Origin of the sequence: Anaerobacillus sp. 1_MG-2023, assembly GCF_030547345.1 — a bacterium.
GTDB lineage: Bacteria > Bacillota > Bacilli > Bacillales > Guptibacillaceae > Guptibacillus > Guptibacillus hwajinpoensis_B.
In genome coordinates this window covers 108,760-124,186 of record NZ_JAUORD010000003.1, presented here as the reverse complement: position 1 = coordinate 124,186, position 15,427 = coordinate 108,760, and the positions used below count along the sequence as shown (strand labels likewise).

Sequence of the window (15,427 nt, the reverse complement as noted above, 5' to 3'; positions counted from 1 at the left end):
TCCTAGTCCCGCCTTTCTACTTCACTAATGAAACGATTTTTTCCGCGCCGTCAGCCATAGACTCAGCAGCGGTAATATTTAATCCAGAATCTTTCAGGATTTGCTTTCCAAGATCAACATTTGTGCCTTCAAGACGAACAACAAGCGGAATTTCAAGGCCTACTTGCTTCGTAGCTTCTACAACACCTTCAGCAATAACGTCACACTTCATGATCCCACCAAAAATGTTTACATAAATACCTTTAACATTTTTGTCTGATAAGATAATTTTGAAGGCTTCCGTTACTTTCTCAGCTGTTGCGCCGCCCCCAACGTCAAGGAAGTTAGCGGGATCGCCGCCGTAATGCTTGATAATATCCATCGTAGACATAGCAAGCCCTGCACCGTTAACCATGCAGCCGATATTACCATCAAGGGCAATGTAGCTAAGTTCATATTTTGATGCTTCGATTTCCTTTGAATCCTCTTCATCAAGATCACGAAGTTCAAGGATATCTTTATGGCGATAAAGCGCATTTGGATCAAAGTTTAATTTAGCATCAAGAGCCATTACGTTCCCATCCCCAGTTGTTACAAGAGGATTGATTTCCGCAATTGAAGCATCTTTTTCTACAAAAACTTTGTATAGGCCAAGCATAAACTTCACTGCTTTATTGATTTGTTCTTTCGGGATATTAATATTAAATGCTAGTCTTCTAGCCTGGTAACCCTGAAGACCTACAGCTGGATCGATCACTTCTTTGAAGATTTTCTCTGGGCTGTGTTCAGCCACTTCTTCAATTTCAGTTCCGCCTTCTTCAGATGCCATCATGACCACTCGTGACGTTACACGGTCAAGTACTAGACCAACGTAATATTCCTGTTTAATATCGCAACCTTCTTCAATAAGTAAGCGCTTTACTTCCTTGCCTTCTGGTCCCGTTTGATGAGTAACAAGTGTTTTTCCGAGGATCTCCTCAGCGTATGTACGAACTTCCTCAAGGTTCTTGGCAATTTTAACACCGCCAGCTTTTCCTCGACCACCTGCGTGGATTTGTGCTTTTACTACGTAAACTTTGCTGTCTAATTGTTTTGCAACGTCCACAGCTTCTTTCGCGGAGTATGCGACTTGTCCATTAGGGACTGATACCCCGTAGCTTCTTAGGACTTCTTTTCCTTGATATTCATGGATATTCATTCTCTCATCCTCCTATCCTAGTCAATCAAATCTTTGACGACGTTTTCATTGTATAGAAAATTCACACCGATTGTCTACCCTTTTGCATAAAGTCTCTGTTGTTTCTTGCAAATATTGTTCCAATTTATCCAGTAAAGAAGCTGTATAGCGATTCTTTCGCTCTTTTTCCGATGTGAACATTGCCATTTTTCACAAAATTTGTTGCATGAATCTCAACGCCATACGAAACTTTCAACTTTTTATTGAGGAAACAAGATTGATGACTAAAATTACAAAAAAAAGAAGAGGGACTATCTCCCCTCTTCTCGTTCGTCTCTTCCTGCTTTTTTTGGTGAGTTCTCTTGCTCTCTTTTTTTATGATCCGTAATGGTTAATTCTCTTGCAGCCGCAGGTGTGTAAACACCAAATTCTTCTCCGGCTTCTTCATAAAACGAGTCGTTTTTGTCTGGACGTCCTGGATCTTTCACAAATGATTGCTCCTTCACACTAGAATAGGTATAGTATCAACTGTTTCAGCCGATTCATACACAATTTAATGCAAGCCTAAGCGATCTCTTACAGGAGCAAATGATTTCCGATGTGCATCCGTGACACCATATTGATCAAGAGCAGCGAGATGTTCTTTCGTTCCATACCCCACATGTCGCTCAAATCCATATTGTGGATAAGTTTCTGCTAATTTTACCATCATGCGGTCACGTGTTACCTTCGCAACGATTGAGGCTGCTGCAATACTAACACTTCTCGAATCACCTTTAATGAGCGATTCCTGATCGATTTGTAGTGGGATGTGCATGGCATCCACTAGTAAGAAATCAGCTTGGACGTTCAATCCCTCAACGGCTTGTTGCATTGCTTTTTTGGTTGCTTGATAAATATTTAATTCATCAATTTCGCTTGAACTAACAACACCAATTCCAATTGAAATAGCATCCTTATGTATCTGATCAAATAAGTCATTGAGTTTCGCACGAGAAAGTTTTTTTGAATCCTGTAGCCCAAGTATAGGTAGATCAGGGTTTAATATGACCGCTGAAGCAACCACAGGGCCTGCTAAAGGGCCTCTTCCTACCTCATCGACTCCTGCTATAGCAAAACGACCTTGTTCTCTGTAATGAGCTTCTAAGGCGCTCATCTCTTCATGCATTTGAAGTATTTTCAATTTTTCTTGCTCTTTCTTTCCTTCTCTAGCAATTAAGCTCATCACACCTTTGCGTGTATCCTGTTTCCATTCTTCCCAATCATCGTTTGTATATTGCCCTCGCTCCAACATCTGGGTAATTTCTTTAATTGACTTTAGTTTTTCACTCATTTAATCTCCTCTTTCTCTTCAGTTCATTTAAAAAAGGTAAGGCTCATGGCCTTACCTTTCTGGCGTTTCAAGTGTCACATCGCCTAATTTACCACTTCGAAGCTCACGTAGCACGGTCTCAGCTGTTTTATCGTAATCAATCCAGCCGCCACTCATTAAAAAGCCACGTTTTTTCCCTATTTCATCAAACAACTCTACAACATCTTCAGGGATATCCTCAAGATGGTAGCGATCCTTCAGTCGGTTAGGATAATATTCACTCATGAATTTGAGTACATACACCGAAATATCCTGAAAATCCAGGATTTCATCTTTTATCGCTCCGGTAGCAGCTAGTTTATATCCGGTTATCTGGTCTTCAAACTTAGGCCATAAAATACCTGGCGTGTCGAGAAGGTCCATTTCATCGCCTACTTTGATCCACTGCTGCTTTTTCGTAATACCTGGTCGATCTCCTGTTTTAGCAATTTTCTTCCCCGCTAAACGGTTGATCAAGGTAGATTTCCCAACGTTAGGAATTCCTAAAATTAATGCCCGAACCGCGCGCGGCTTCATGCCCTTCTCGATCATCCGGTCAATCTTATCACTCATCAGCTCTCTAGCTGCTGCAGGAATACTTTTCACGCCTTTACCGGTTTGCGAATCAATTGGCAATGCTTTATGTCCTTGCGATTGAAAATAGTGTTTCCATTCAGTTGTTTTCTGATCATCCGCCATATCTGCTTTATTGAGCAAAATTAGTCTTGGCTTTGAAGAAACTATTTCATCAATCATCGGATTCCTTGAAGCAAGCGGGATGCGTGCATCCACTAGTTCAATTACAACATCAATCATTTTAAGCTTCTCGGTAATCTCCCGGCGTGCTTTTGCCATATGTCCGGGAAACCATTGAATCGTCATGCCATCTCCACCTATTCTCAAATCATGAGGTATCGAAAAATTCTAGATCCTCACTCCATTACTTGTATATCATTTAAGGGCCAAAAAATAACGTTTGCTTCTCCGACAACTTTTTCAACAGGAACGAAGCCAATGGAACGACTATCTTTACTATGTTGTCGATTGTCCCCCATCACAAACAATTGTCCTTCTGGAACTGTAGCTTCACCAGTTACACCAGTTAAATCGAAATCGTACGTTAAGTTCCCTTCTAGCAAATCATCTTTATATGGTTCTAGATAGGGCTCCTTAACCGCTTCACCATTTACGTAAAGCATATCGCCTTTGTATTCCACCTTATCTCCAGGAAGGCCAATCACTCGTTTAATATAATCTTTACCTTCAGGTGCCTCAAATACAATGATATCGAAACGTTCAGCATCACCAATATTATAGCTGATTTTGTTCACGATCATCCGATCACGATCCTGTAATGTCGGCATCATGCTTTCGCCATCAACAACGATGGGAGCAAAAATAAAATAGCGAACGGCTCCTGCTAGTATAAAAGCAATGATGAGCGCACGTATCCACTCCCAGGAATCTTTCTTCTCTGCTGATCTGGTGCTTTTCATGCTCGTTCCTCCTAATGAAAGGGTCTTTTTTACCTATTTCTTTCCCCTCTAGCCTTTCCTACAAACCTTTATAACCCGCTTTATTTTATCATAGAAAGTTACTTATTTCACATGAGTTTTTTTCAATAGAAAAAAGGAGCCTGACAATGCAAGCTCCCTTTCGCGTCTAACTTTATCGAATTTCTTTAATACGAGCGGCTTTACCACGAAGTGCACGCAAGTAGTATAGCTTAGCACGGCGAACTTTACCGCGACGAGCAACTTCAAGCTTAGCAACTTTTGGTGAATGTACAGGGAATGTACGCTCAACACCTACTCCGTAAGAAATCTTACGAACAGTAAATGTTTCACTGATTCCACCACCACGTCGTTTAATCACAACACCTTCGAATAACTGGATACGCTCACGAGTACCTTCGACAACTTTAACGTGAACTTTCACAGTATCTCCTGGTCGGAAATTAGGAAGATCCGACTTAAGTTGGTCTTTTGTGATATCCTGGATTAACTTGTGCATCAAGTAACCCTCCTTCCACACAGATGCTCATATAAATCATCTTGCATTACAGCGGAACATCGTAATAACGTGACTAATGCCACAACTGTTATCATAGCATAGCACTTTTTAGATTACAAGAATGAATTCACTCTTTTTCTCGCTTAATATCTTGAAGAAATTTCTCTTCTTCCTTCGTCAAGTTTTTCTCTCTAAGAAGATCCGGTCTTCTATTCCACGTGCGCCTTAACGATTCCTTAAGACGCCACTTACGAATAGCCTCATGATTTCCTGATAGAAGCACATCAGGCACGTTTAACCCAGCATAGTCAGCAGGGCGTGTGTAGTGAGGGTGCTCTAGTAAACCACTACTAAACGAATCCATAGGGGCTGATGTATCATTACCTAGGACTCCAGGGAGAAGTCTTGTAACACTGTCAATAACGACCATGCTCCCAAGCTCTCCTCCTGTTAAGACGAAGTCACCAATGGAGATCTCATCCGTTACTAGATTTTCCCGAATCCGCTCATCATACCCTTCATAATGACCGCAAATGAAAATAAGATGATCTTCCTTCGCAAGCTCTTCCGCTTTCTTTTGTGTAAATCTTTCTCCTTGAGGACACATCAGAATGACGCGCGGATGCTTTCCTGCTGAAAGATCGGCGACAGCATCAAAAACCGGTTGAGGCGTCAACACCATTCCAGCTCCCCCACCGTATGGATAATCATCAACGTTTTTATGCTTATTCGAACTATAGTCACGAAAATTAGTCACATTATAAGTCACAGCCCCATTATCCTGAGCACGCTTTAAAATCGAATGGTTAAATACACCTGAGAACATTTCAGGAAACAGCGAAAGCACATCAATCTTCATGCTAATCACGAAGTCCTTCCATTAAATGAACGGTAATTTTCCCTTCACTTAAATCGACCTGTTTCACCACTTGTTCGATGTATGGTAACAAAAGATCCTTACCCCCGCCAGCAGTTTGAACAACCCAAACATCATTTGCTCCTGGTGAAAGAATTTCTTTTACCTTACCAAGATACTCGCCATCTTCAGTATGAACTTCAAGCCCGATAATATCACGGTAGTAGAATTCTTCTTTTGATAGCTTTCCTCCTTGATCTTCCTTTACTTTCAGAATACCTTCTTTCATGTGCTGTACTTCGTTTATATTGTGAAACCCTTCAAATGTAAGCAAATCAAACTGCTTATGCTTTCTATGTGATGAAACGGTTAAAGTTACAGGCTCATCATCCTTAAACAAGTACAGCTTGTTGCCTATTGCATAACGCTCCTCTGGAAAATCAGTTCTAGAAATAACGCGTACTTCACCTCGCACGCCATGTGTATTCACGATCTTTCCTACATTAAGCCATTCTGTCATATCATAATATCCTTTCCTTTTGAGTCAGGGAAGATGCTTTGCACAACCCCATCTTTTACGACTATTTTACCTTTTTGCTCTCTTCCATGCCACTCGTCGCCAATTTGAACTTCCTGAATGGATTGAATTTCACCGTCGTGAATTTCAGACCCTAAAGTCAACTGATCAAGTTGATCCATTTTGAAATCAAGGAATGACATTCGTTCAGATCTTGTCCGAATTTCTTTATCAAATTGATCAGCTATCCACTTTTGATCAGAAGGGCGTTTTTTTTGCAGGCGCTTCATTTCAAATTGAAGTTGATCACATTCCCGCAGAAGAGAGGCATGTTCTTTTTGCCATTTGTCTAGATAGGAAGCCCGGCTTTCTTCAGTTAAAATTTGTTTCACATCATACGTTACAATGATTTTCATTCCGCTGCCCTCCATATGTAAATAGGACCTGATTTTCACACAATAAATAGAAGCAATAGAAAAACCTGGCTTCTGGCCAAGTCTTTTAAAAAGGGAAAGTTTTCGTATTTGATATTAAATCCACTTTCTCATAAGGCTATGTTAATAAATGTGGTTGATTTTTGGCTAAGACGAGTGAAACAGATGTTTCATTCGATTGAGCCAATAAACGAGATATCATCACAATAAGATAACATAGCTTATCATAAAAAAAGAGCCCTTACGATCAATGAGAAGTTTTATAAACGTTAAATATGGATTATGAATCTGGTGAAAGGCACGTGAATTGAAAGTTTCATTCGAGTGAGCTAAAACAAAAAAAGAGGAGTTTCATCTCCCCCTAAAGTATCTCCAACTGTACACGTTTATTGGACTGAACAGCAGCGGCGTTCATCACCGTACGGATTGATCTAGCGACCTTTCCCTGCTTCCCAATCACCTTTCCTGTGTCCTCTGCATGAACGTGAAGCTTGTATATATCCAAACTGCTTGTCTCATCTTTTTCAACACGAACTTCATCAGGATAATCGACAAGAGCTTTTACAATTGTTTCAACCAGTGCTTCCATTATAATCTACCACCTTTTTAAAAATGATGGACCTAGATACACCAAAGGAGGCTTTCAAGAAAGCCTCCTCTAAGGTGTTAAATTACTTTGTGTTTTTTGCGTTGTGAAGCTTCTCCATAAGACCTGCAGTGGAGAATAAGTTACGTACTGTATCAGAAGGCTTAGCGCCTTTAAGCATCCAATCAAGAGCTTTCTCTTCGTTGATTTTCACTTCAACTGGATTAGCAACCGGATTGTAAGTACCAATTTCCTCGATGAAGCGTCCGTCACGTGGTGCACGTGAATCAGCAACAACTACGCGATAGTAAGGAGCTCTTTTAGCACCCATACGCTTTAAACGAATTTTAACTGCCATGTGTTTCACCTCCAAAAATATTCACATAAATAAATATAATATCATAAATTTATACTCTTGTAAAGAGAAAATTTACTTCATTTTTATTGCATGAATGGGAAATTCATGCCCTTACCTTTTTTCTTACCGCCTTTAGACATGTTGGTCATCTGTTTCATCATCTTCTTCATCTCATCAAATTGCTTCAAGAGACGATTGACATCTTGCACAGATGTTCCACTACCGACGGCAATTCTTTTTTTGCGACTCGCATTGATGAGATCAGGCTCTTCTTTCTCGCGTGTTGTCATGGATTGAATAATGGCTTCAACTCGGCCAATTTGCTTCTCATCAACACTGACATTTTTCATGGCTTTCTTATTCATTCCAGGAATCATGTCCATCAATTCATCAAGCGGTCCCATGCTTCGAACCTGACCAAGCTGATCAAGGAAATCATCGAACGTAAAGCTCATCGTTCGCATCTTTTTCTCAAGTTCTTTTGCTTTGTCTTCATCTACTGAAGTCTGGGCTTTTTCAATGAGCGTTAAAACGTCTCCCATTCCGAGAATTCGCGATGCCATTCTCTCAGGATGAAACGGTTCAAGTGCATCGAGCTTCTCACCCATACCAGCAAACTTGATCGGTTTATCTGTTACAGACTTGATCGAAAGTGCAGCACCACCGCGCGTGTCACCATCAAGCTTTGTTAGAATGACACCCGTTATATCAAGCGCATCATTAAAGCTTTCGGCTACATTCACAGCGTCCTGTCCTGTCATCGAATCAACGACAAGAAAAACTTCGTCAGGCGTAACAGCTTCTTTAACATCTTTTAGCTCTTGCATTAGATTTTCATCAATATGCAAGCGACCGGCTGTGTCAATAATGACATAGTCAAGATGCTCTTCTTTTGCTTTTTCGATTGCTTTAGTTGCAATCTCAACCGGACTAACCTGATCGCCCATCGAGAACACCGGCATACTAAGTTGTTTACCAAGCGTTTCAAGCTGGTTAATCGCAGCAGGACGATATATATCCGCCGCTACTAATAGTGGTTTGCGGTTGTGATTTTTACGTAAATGGTTTGCAAGCTTCCCGACAGTAGTCGTCTTACCTGCACCCTGTAGTCCGGCCATCATAATAACAGTCGGCGGGCGACTTGAAACAGCAATTTTGCTCTGTTCGCCACCCATTAGCGCTGTCAGCTCTTCATTAACGACTTTAATGACCTGCTGCCCTGGCGTCAGGCTTTTCATAACTTCCTGTCCGACGGCGCGCTCTTTGACCTTATTGATAAACTGTTTTACGACTTTAAAGTTAACATCGGCTTCAAGCAAGGCTAGCCTTACTTCACGCATCATTTCTTTGACGTCAGCTTCTGTTACTTTCCCTTTACCGCGTATTTTCTGCAGGGTGTCTTGCAGTCGGTCGGCTAACCCTTCAAATGCCATGTTCGCCGCCTCCTAATCCAGTTTTTCAAGCGATGTAATCAACGGCAGCGCCTTCGAGTGTTCATTCTCACTCGCGATCGCTTCTCTAAGCTTTTCTAACAGCTCTTGCCTTTTGATATAACGCTCGAATAGCAACAGTTTTGCTTCATATTCTTCAATCATTTGTTCAGTTCGCTTAATGTTATCATAGACAGCCTGACGGCTAACTTGAAATTCTTCTGCGATTTCACCAAGTGAATAATCATCAAGGTAATACAATGCCATATAATTACGCTGTTTCGGTGTTAAAAGCGACTGATAAAAGTCGAATAACGAGTTAATTCTCATCGTTTTCTCTAGCATTGTTAACAGCCCCTTGTTAAGGTAATCACCTTTACGTTAATTATATTACTATGCGTCATTTTATTTGTCAAGATTTTTTCTTAACACAAATAATTTAGAATTTATTCTTCGTTTTCTTCCTCTTCTTCAATGATTGAGGAGAAGAGTCCGTATACGAATGTATCAGGATCAAACTCCTGCAAATCATCCATTTTCTCCCCTAGACCTACGAGTTTAACAGGGATATCAAGTTCGTGTCGAATGGCAAGCACGATTCCACCTTTTGCTGTTCCATCGAGCTTGGTTAACGCTATGCCAGACACGTCTGTTGATTGTCCAAATTGCTTCGCCTGACTCATCGCATTCTGTCCTGTAGTAGCATCTAGAACGAGAATCACCTCATGTGGACCCGATGGTACTTCACGTTGAATAACACGTTTTACTTTTTCGAGCTCATTCATAAGGTTTACTTTGTTCTGAAGACGCCCCGCTGTATCACAAAGCAATATATCTGCGTTCCGTGATTTAGCAGATTGCACAGCATCGAAAACAACTGCTGCTGGATCTGAGCCTGCTTGGTGTTTTATTACATCAACTTCAGCTCGTTCCCCCCATACTTCTAATTGCTCGATTGCTCCTGCTCGGAACGTATCCCCCGCTGCAAGAACCACTTTCTTTCCTTCTTGTTTAAACTTATGTGCAAGCTTTCCAATAGTAGTTGTCTTTCCTACCCCATTAACTCCAACGAACAAGAAAACCGTTAAACCTTCTTCTTGTACATTAAGAGAGCCATCTTCATCGGACTTATGAAGAAGCTCTGCTAACTTTTCTGAAATGACGCTTTGCAGTTCTTTCGTATCTTTAATGTTACGCGTTCTCGCTTCATCTTTTAATACGTCAATGAGATCCATTACAGTCGCAACACCGACATCGGCACTTATAAGAAGCTCCTCTAGCTCTTCGAAAAAATCTTCATCAACTTTGCGATAGTTTTTTACGAGGTTATTCATTTTTGTTGAGAAAGACGTTCGTGTTTTCTCAAGACCGTCTTTAAATTTCCCGCTTACTTCATCTGTTTGTGTTGTGAACTTGTCTTTTAACTTTTTAAAAAAACTCACGTTTAATCCCCCTACTCATTATTGCGATATTAATTGCTTCGATTCTTCTAGTCTAACGGAAACGAGTCGGGATACACCTGACTCTTGCATGGTAACGCCATATAGAACATCAGACTCTTCCATTGTACCTTTTCTGTGTGTAATCACAATAAACTGCGTTTTTTCACTAAATTGCTTTAAATATTTCGCAAATCGATTGACGTTCGCATCGTCTAGCGCTGCTTCTACTTCATCCAGAACGCAAAACGGAACAGGTCGAACTTTTAAAATCGAGAATAAGAGAGCGATGGCCGTGAAAGCTCGTTCTCCTCCCGATAGAAGCGCTAAATGTTGAAGTTTCTTCCCTGGCGGTTGCGCTAATATATCCACGCCTGTTGAAAGAAGATTATCCGGATCCGTTAGTACGAGATCTGCTTTACCTCCCCCAAACAATTCCTTGAAGACAATTTGGAACTGCGCTCGTATTTTAGTAAATGTATCTTCAAAGCGCTTTTTCATCTCTTGATCCATTTCCTCAATCACATCATACAGTGTTTTTTTCGCTTGAAGAAGATCCGCTTGCTGTTCACTAAGAAATGTATAGCGATCATTCACTCGTTCATACTCATCTATCGCACCAAGATTAACGGTACCAAGCTCATCAATTTCTAGCTTAATGAGCTTTAGCTTACGCTTAGCATCTTCAGGTTCCAGTGTAAGAATGTGCTTTTCTTTCGCCGCTTCATAAGTCAGTCCATACTCTTCACTTAAAATAGCTAACCTGTTCTCAAGTTCCACATCAAGTCTGTTAATCCGCACCTCAACGGCCTGCATTAATCCCGAAAGCTGCTTTTCCTCTGCGATTAATAGATCGAGCTTGCTACTGACAGATTCAATCTCCTGTTGTAAAGATAACTTCACTTCACGTTCATTCTGTAGTGTTGTAAGAAGCTTCTCTTTCTCTGATCGGAATGAGACGATATTTTGGTCAAGCTTCTCCTCACCATTAGAATTGGAAGACATAGCTTCTGATAGGAGCGTAAATTCTTCGGTTGTTTCGGTTAGCTGAGCATTCGTTTCACTTTGTTCAGACGTTAAGCGGTCGAGCGTCTCTTTCTGATTCTGGAATGATTGCTGGTGCTCCGCCACTTTCACTTTAAGGTCTGTGATCTCAGTTTGAATTGTCTCACGAGACGTTTGCTGCGTTTGTTTCTTTGCAGTCAGGTTCTCGATCTTACCTTCAAGTTCTTCTGCTTGTTGAGTAATCACCTCAAGACGTTCGGTCAAATACCCGTGTCGCTTCTGATGAGTTTCTACTTCCTCATCGATCGCTTTCTTTTCTCGATCGTATAGCTGTAAACGTTCGTTTGTATTCCGTTCGTCTCCTTCAATTGCTCTCAAATCACCAAGAAGAGACTGTTCTTCAAGTCTAAGGTTCTCTCCTCGTTCACGCATTTCATCAAGATTCTCTTCAAGATCAGCTAATATTGCTTTATCCTGTTTAATCTCCTGCTCGACTACAGCGGTCTTCTTCTGCATATCATCAAGCTTGTTGATCAGTAGTTCAAGATCTCGCTGACGACTTAGAAGCGATGATGATTTTTGCTTCACACTACCTCCGCTCATAGAACCGCCTGGATTAACCACATCCCCTTCAAGGGTTACGATGCGCGTTCGATATTGCATGATTTTTGCAAGTTCGTTTGCACCCTTTAGGTCTTTAGCTACGAGAACGGAGCCTAATAAATTCTCCATCACTGCTTGGTACTTCGGATCGTACGTGATGAGTTCGGAAGCCACGCCTACGAAAGCTTCATTTTGCTTCACACGTTCTAAATCATAGTTCGAAATTTTTCTGGATTTCACGACTGACAGTGGAAGGAAGGTGGCTCTTCCGGAACGGTTCTTCTTCAAGAATGAGATCGCCTGTCTTCCTGCAGCCTCATCACGAACAACGACATTCTGCATCGCACCGCCAAGGGCCGTTTCAAGCGCTGTCTCTACATCTTTAGGTACTGTTATTAGTTCCGCAACTGCCCCTTCGATCCCGGTAAGGTCTTCGCGAGCTTTGAGTACTTCTTTAACACCCTGGAAGAAACCAGCATAATCGTCCTGCATTTCTTCTAACATTTCTTTCTTAGACTTATATTGTTGAATATATTGATAAGCTTGATAAAGCTTAGATTCTTTCTCACCAAGCTCTTTCTTTTTCTCTTCCACGTCATGCTTGCTTTTATAGAAGCGTGACACGTGCGCTTCAAGTAGCTTCTTGGATTCGGCTAACTTGGCAGAACGCTCCTCTTTCTTTTCGTCCACAGCGCTTCGTTCTTCAATGTATTTATGATTATCTCCATCGAGTCGCTCCTTACGCTGATTAAGAACAGAAAGCTGATCTTGAAGATAGCGGTTTTCGTTACGAATCGACGCTTGTTCGTTAAGTAGCTCGAAGTAATCCGATTTCATACGATCAAGTTCTTGTTCAATGTCTTGCTCAATATCAGAAAGAAGCTCTGTTTCTTTTTTAAGACTGGCCTTTAAGTCACTTAATTCTTTCTTTTGCTGATCAAAGCGTTTATAGTGATGCTCAATTTCTTTCTCATAATAACTTTTTTTCTCTTGTAAAAACGTCATACGCTCACTCAAATTAGTGCGATTTTGATGCGCATTTTTTTTCCGTTCCTTAAGCACTTCTTTCTTTCCTTCAAGCTTCTCTAACTCTTCACTCGTATCAAGGAGCTGCTGCTGATAAGCTTCTAAATTACGCTCAGACTGATCAAGCTTCAATCTGATATTCGTTAGCTCGTCTTTCTTAACCTTAATGGAATCGCCGAGACTGCTTTCTCTCTCCTTTAACGAATCCAATTCAGCTTTCTTTTGCTTCCATGATTGATGATACTCTTCAATTTCATGAACCGTTAGTGCCGCTTCAATCTTTTCCAAGTCTTCTCGCTTTTGCAAGTAATCTTTGGCGATCGATGCCTGCATGCGGAGTGGTTCAACTTGATCTTCCAGCTCATAAAGAATATCCTCGACGCGATGGAGGTTATCTTCCGTCTCTTTTAAACGAGTTTCCGCCTTCGTCTTGCGGGTTTTATATTTCAACACGCCCGCAGCTTCTTCAAAAATCTTGCGACGTTCTTCAGATTTGCTACTAAGAATCTCTTCAATTCTACCTTGACCAATAATGGAAAATGATTCTTTCCCTAACCCAGAATCCATGAAGAGCTCAATGATATCTTTTAAACGACATGTCTGGTTATTTAATAAATACTCGCTATCTCCTGATCGATATACACGTCTTGTGACACTAACCTCATTATAGTCAATCGGTAGATATTGATTTGTATTATCAAGCGTAAGCGTTACTTCTGCTAAGTTAACCGCTTTTCTCGTATCGCTCCCTGCGAAAATGATATCTTCCATTTTAGCGCCTCTAAGTGACTTGGCTGATTGTTCACCAAGTACCCAGCGAATGGCGTCATTTATGTTGCTTTTGCCGCTCCCGTTCGGGCCGACAACTGATGTTACTCCTGGGACAAACTCAACTGAAATACGATCGGCGAATGACTTAAAGCCGACTACATCTAATCGTTTGAGGAACATCATCTTTCCCCCTCATCTGTTTCATCTATGTATGCGAATCAAAACGTTTGGTTTACTTTTTTCACTAACTGTCTTATTTTATCATAAAACAATGACCTCTACGATACTGAGCTGAGACATGTTACAATAAGGAAAACCCTAAAGCAAGACAATGATTCTCTCATTGTTACTTGATTGGGAAATGGTACATAGCATGGCGACATGTCGTCATTAATTAAGTCAAATGAATAAGGCAGGTGTTACGAATGGATCTTTCCATTAAATCAGAAGAAAATCTAGCATTTATGGTCGAGAGCATTAAAGAAAAAATGCAGGTCATCAATTCTGGCATGATTAAGCCAGAAGCATTCGATTTATCTTCTTATGAAGATATTCATGAAATCTATGTGATGTTAAACAAAAAACAATCACTTAGTGTTGCAGAAATGCAGGCAATCTTAGCTGAACTAGGCAAATTGCGCGCATCCTAAATCGTTAGTTAAAAGAGAATGAATCTAATGAAAAAGAATCCTGGCATCAGGATTCTTTTTCATTACGATCTTTTAAGTTTATAAGTGCTTTTTGAGCAGCCATTTGTTCTGCTTCCTTCTTTGAGCGTCCGACCCCAACACCAAGATCACTTCCATTTAACATAACTTTCGAGGAGAACTCTCTGTTATGTGCGGGTCCTTTTTCATCGGTAATAACGTAATCAATCACGCCAAGGCTTTCACGCTGAATAACTTCCTGAAGCTGGCTTTTATAATCCATCACATGAGAAAAAGCACCGGCGTTAATTTTGGGATAAACAAACTTCTCAAGAAATTCAAAGACGACTTCAAGACCTTGATCAAGATACAAAGCACAGACGAATGACTCGAATACATCAGCAAGAAGGGCAGGGCGCATTCTACCACCCGTCATCTCTTCTCCTTTGCCAAGAAGCACGAGATGTCCAAAATTCATGTCATTTGCAAACTGAACAAGTGATGGTTCACAAACAATTGCCGCTCTTAGCTTCGTTAGCTGGCCTTCACTCATATTCGGGTACTTTTCATATAAGTATCTTGATATCGTAAGTTCAAGTACGGCATCTCCAAGAAATTCAAGACGTTCATTATCCATCTGCGGATGCAGTCGATGCTCATTCACATAGGATGAATGGGTAAAAGCTTGAAAAAGAAGCTGTTCATTTTCGAACGATACACCAATTTCCTTTTGAAAAGCAGTGAATTGCGATCTGATTGCCTCTCCAACCACGAGTTGTCGTGAATGCTTAGGTTTGAAACGTCTGGCTCTCGTTTTTGGTGAATGTTTTGATTTGGACATAGATACCTCCACGACTTATCACTATCCTCTTTGTACTCTGGAGCTTTAATCATTAATAGGAATAAACCCCCAGGCTAGCGAGGTTTATTCCACAACTTCAGGATGATCCTGAAGATTATTGATGGCTGTTTATGTAATCAATTACATCGCCAACTGTTACAATTTTCTCAGCATCTTCATCGGAAATTTCAAGATCAAATTCATCTTCAAGTTCCATGACTAATTCCACTACATCAAGGGAATCGGCACCAAGGTCGTCTTTGAAAGAAGCTTCTGGTTTAATTTCAGATTCTTCAACTCCAAGACGATCAACAATAATTTTTGTTACACGCTCTAGTGTATCTGCCATTAGACTCACCTCCCCTCAAGCTATTATAGGATATATAAAACAAAA

18 protein-coding genes are annotated in these 15,427 nt (G+C 40.8%); 1 reads left to right on the top strand and 17 read right to left on the bottom strand.

Features of this window, described 5'->3' with window-relative positions:
- Positions 1-16 precede the first annotated feature (16 nt).
- The 15 genes from sucC to smc form a co-directional block, all read right to left on the bottom strand.
- A complete protein-coding gene (gene sucC / locus Q4550_RS06980) occupies positions 17-1,177 on the bottom strand; it encodes an ADP-forming succinate--CoA ligase subunit beta (protein WP_194221409.1) in 1,161 nt (386 codons plus the stop codon).
- 290 nt (positions 1,178-1,467) lie between these two features.
- Complete coding sequence (locus tag Q4550_RS06975) at positions 1,468-1,644, bottom strand: hypothetical protein (RefSeq protein ID WP_303531272.1); 177 nt, start codon at positions 1,642-1,644, stop codon at positions 1,468-1,470.
- A gap of 65 nt (positions 1,645-1,709) precedes the next feature.
- A complete protein-coding gene (locus Q4550_RS06970; protein WP_303531271.1) occupies positions 1,710-2,489 on the bottom strand; it encodes a ribonuclease HII in 780 nt (259 codons plus the stop codon).
- A 51-nt stretch (positions 2,490-2,540) separates the two neighbouring features.
- Complete coding sequence (gene ylqF, locus Q4550_RS06965) at positions 2,541-3,389, bottom strand: ribosome biogenesis GTPase YlqF (RefSeq protein ID WP_303531270.1); 849 nt, start codon at positions 3,387-3,389, stop codon at positions 2,541-2,543.
- A gap of 50 nt (positions 3,390-3,439) precedes the next feature.
- The gene (gene lepB, locus Q4550_RS06960) at positions 3,440-4,003 is read right to left on the bottom strand and encodes a signal peptidase I (protein WP_303531268.1); all 564 of its coding nucleotides are present in this window, start codon (positions 4,001-4,003) and stop codon (positions 3,440-3,442) included.
- A gap of 172 nt (positions 4,004-4,175) precedes the next feature.
- Complete coding sequence (gene rplS, locus Q4550_RS06955) at positions 4,176-4,520, bottom strand: 50S ribosomal protein L19 (RefSeq protein ID WP_098443362.1); 345 nt, start codon at positions 4,518-4,520, stop codon at positions 4,176-4,178.
- A gap of 127 nt (positions 4,521-4,647) precedes the next feature.
- A complete protein-coding gene (gene trmD, locus Q4550_RS06950) occupies positions 4,648-5,379 on the bottom strand; it encodes a tRNA (guanosine(37)-N1)-methyltransferase TrmD (protein WP_303531754.1) in 732 nt (243 codons plus the stop codon).
- Position 5,380: 1 nt separating this feature from the next.
- Positions 5,381-5,896, bottom strand: coding sequence for a ribosome maturation factor RimM (gene rimM, locus Q4550_RS06945; RefSeq protein ID WP_194221404.1), 516 nt, complete (start codon positions 5,894-5,896; stop codon positions 5,381-5,383).
- On the bottom strand, positions 5,893-6,309 hold the full coding sequence (locus Q4550_RS06940; RefSeq protein ID WP_303531265.1) for a YlqD family protein: 417 nt from the start codon (positions 6,307-6,309) through the stop codon (positions 5,893-5,895). The genes rimM and Q4550_RS06940 overlap by 4 nt, the downstream gene beginning before the upstream one ends.
- 379 nt (positions 6,310-6,688) lie before the next feature.
- Positions 6,689-6,916: a KH domain-containing protein gene (locus Q4550_RS06935; RefSeq protein ID WP_303531264.1), complete on the bottom strand. Its 228-nt coding sequence runs from the start codon at positions 6,914-6,916 to the stop codon at positions 6,689-6,691.
- A gap of 82 nt (positions 6,917-6,998) precedes the next feature.
- Positions 6,999-7,271, bottom strand: a complete 273-nt coding sequence (gene rpsP, locus Q4550_RS06930) for a 30S ribosomal protein S16 (protein WP_098443358.1) — start codon at positions 7,269-7,271, stop codon at positions 6,999-7,001.
- Between the two features lie 83 nt (positions 7,272-7,354).
- Positions 7,355-8,704 carry a signal recognition particle protein gene (gene ffh, locus Q4550_RS06925; RefSeq protein ID WP_194221401.1) on the bottom strand — a complete coding sequence of 450 codons (1,350 nt, stop codon included), beginning with the start codon at positions 8,702-8,704 and terminating at the stop codon, positions 7,355-7,357.
- A 12-nt stretch (positions 8,705-8,716) separates the two neighbouring features.
- Positions 8,717-9,046 (bottom strand): putative DNA-binding protein, encoded by a 330-nt coding sequence (locus Q4550_RS06920; protein ID WP_194221400.1) that lies wholly within the window; start codon positions 9,044-9,046, stop codon positions 8,717-8,719.
- A gap of 101 nt (positions 9,047-9,147) precedes the next feature.
- Positions 9,148-10,143, bottom strand: coding sequence for a signal recognition particle-docking protein FtsY (gene ftsY, locus Q4550_RS06915; RefSeq protein WP_194221399.1), 996 nt, complete (start codon positions 10,141-10,143; stop codon positions 9,148-9,150).
- An 18-nt stretch (positions 10,144-10,161) separates the two neighbouring features.
- On the bottom strand, positions 10,162-13,725 hold the full coding sequence (gene smc / locus Q4550_RS06910) for a chromosome segregation protein SMC (RefSeq protein WP_303531258.1): 3,564 nt from the start codon (positions 13,723-13,725) through the stop codon (positions 10,162-10,164).
- A gap of 245 nt (positions 13,726-13,970) precedes the next feature.
- Here smc and Q4550_RS06905 point away from each other — a divergent pair, with 245 nt between their 5' ends.
- Positions 13,971-14,195, top strand: coding sequence for a DUF1128 domain-containing protein (locus Q4550_RS06905; protein WP_226612818.1), 225 nt, complete (start codon positions 13,971-13,973; stop codon positions 14,193-14,195).
- A gap of 46 nt (positions 14,196-14,241) precedes the next feature.
- On the opposite strand, the gene rnc is transcribed toward Q4550_RS06905, so the two are convergent.
- Both rnc and acpP read right to left on the bottom strand, forming a co-directional pair.
- Entirely contained in the window at positions 14,242-15,033 is a 792-nt protein-coding gene (rnc, locus tag Q4550_RS06900; protein WP_194221396.1) for a ribonuclease III, read from the bottom strand.
- A gap of 115 nt (positions 15,034-15,148) precedes the next feature.
- The gene (acpP, locus tag Q4550_RS06895) at positions 15,149-15,382 is read right to left on the bottom strand and encodes an acyl carrier protein (RefSeq protein ID WP_048309824.1); all 234 of its coding nucleotides are present in this window, start codon (positions 15,380-15,382) and stop codon (positions 15,149-15,151) included.
- Between the last annotated feature and the right edge of the window lie 45 nt (positions 15,383-15,427).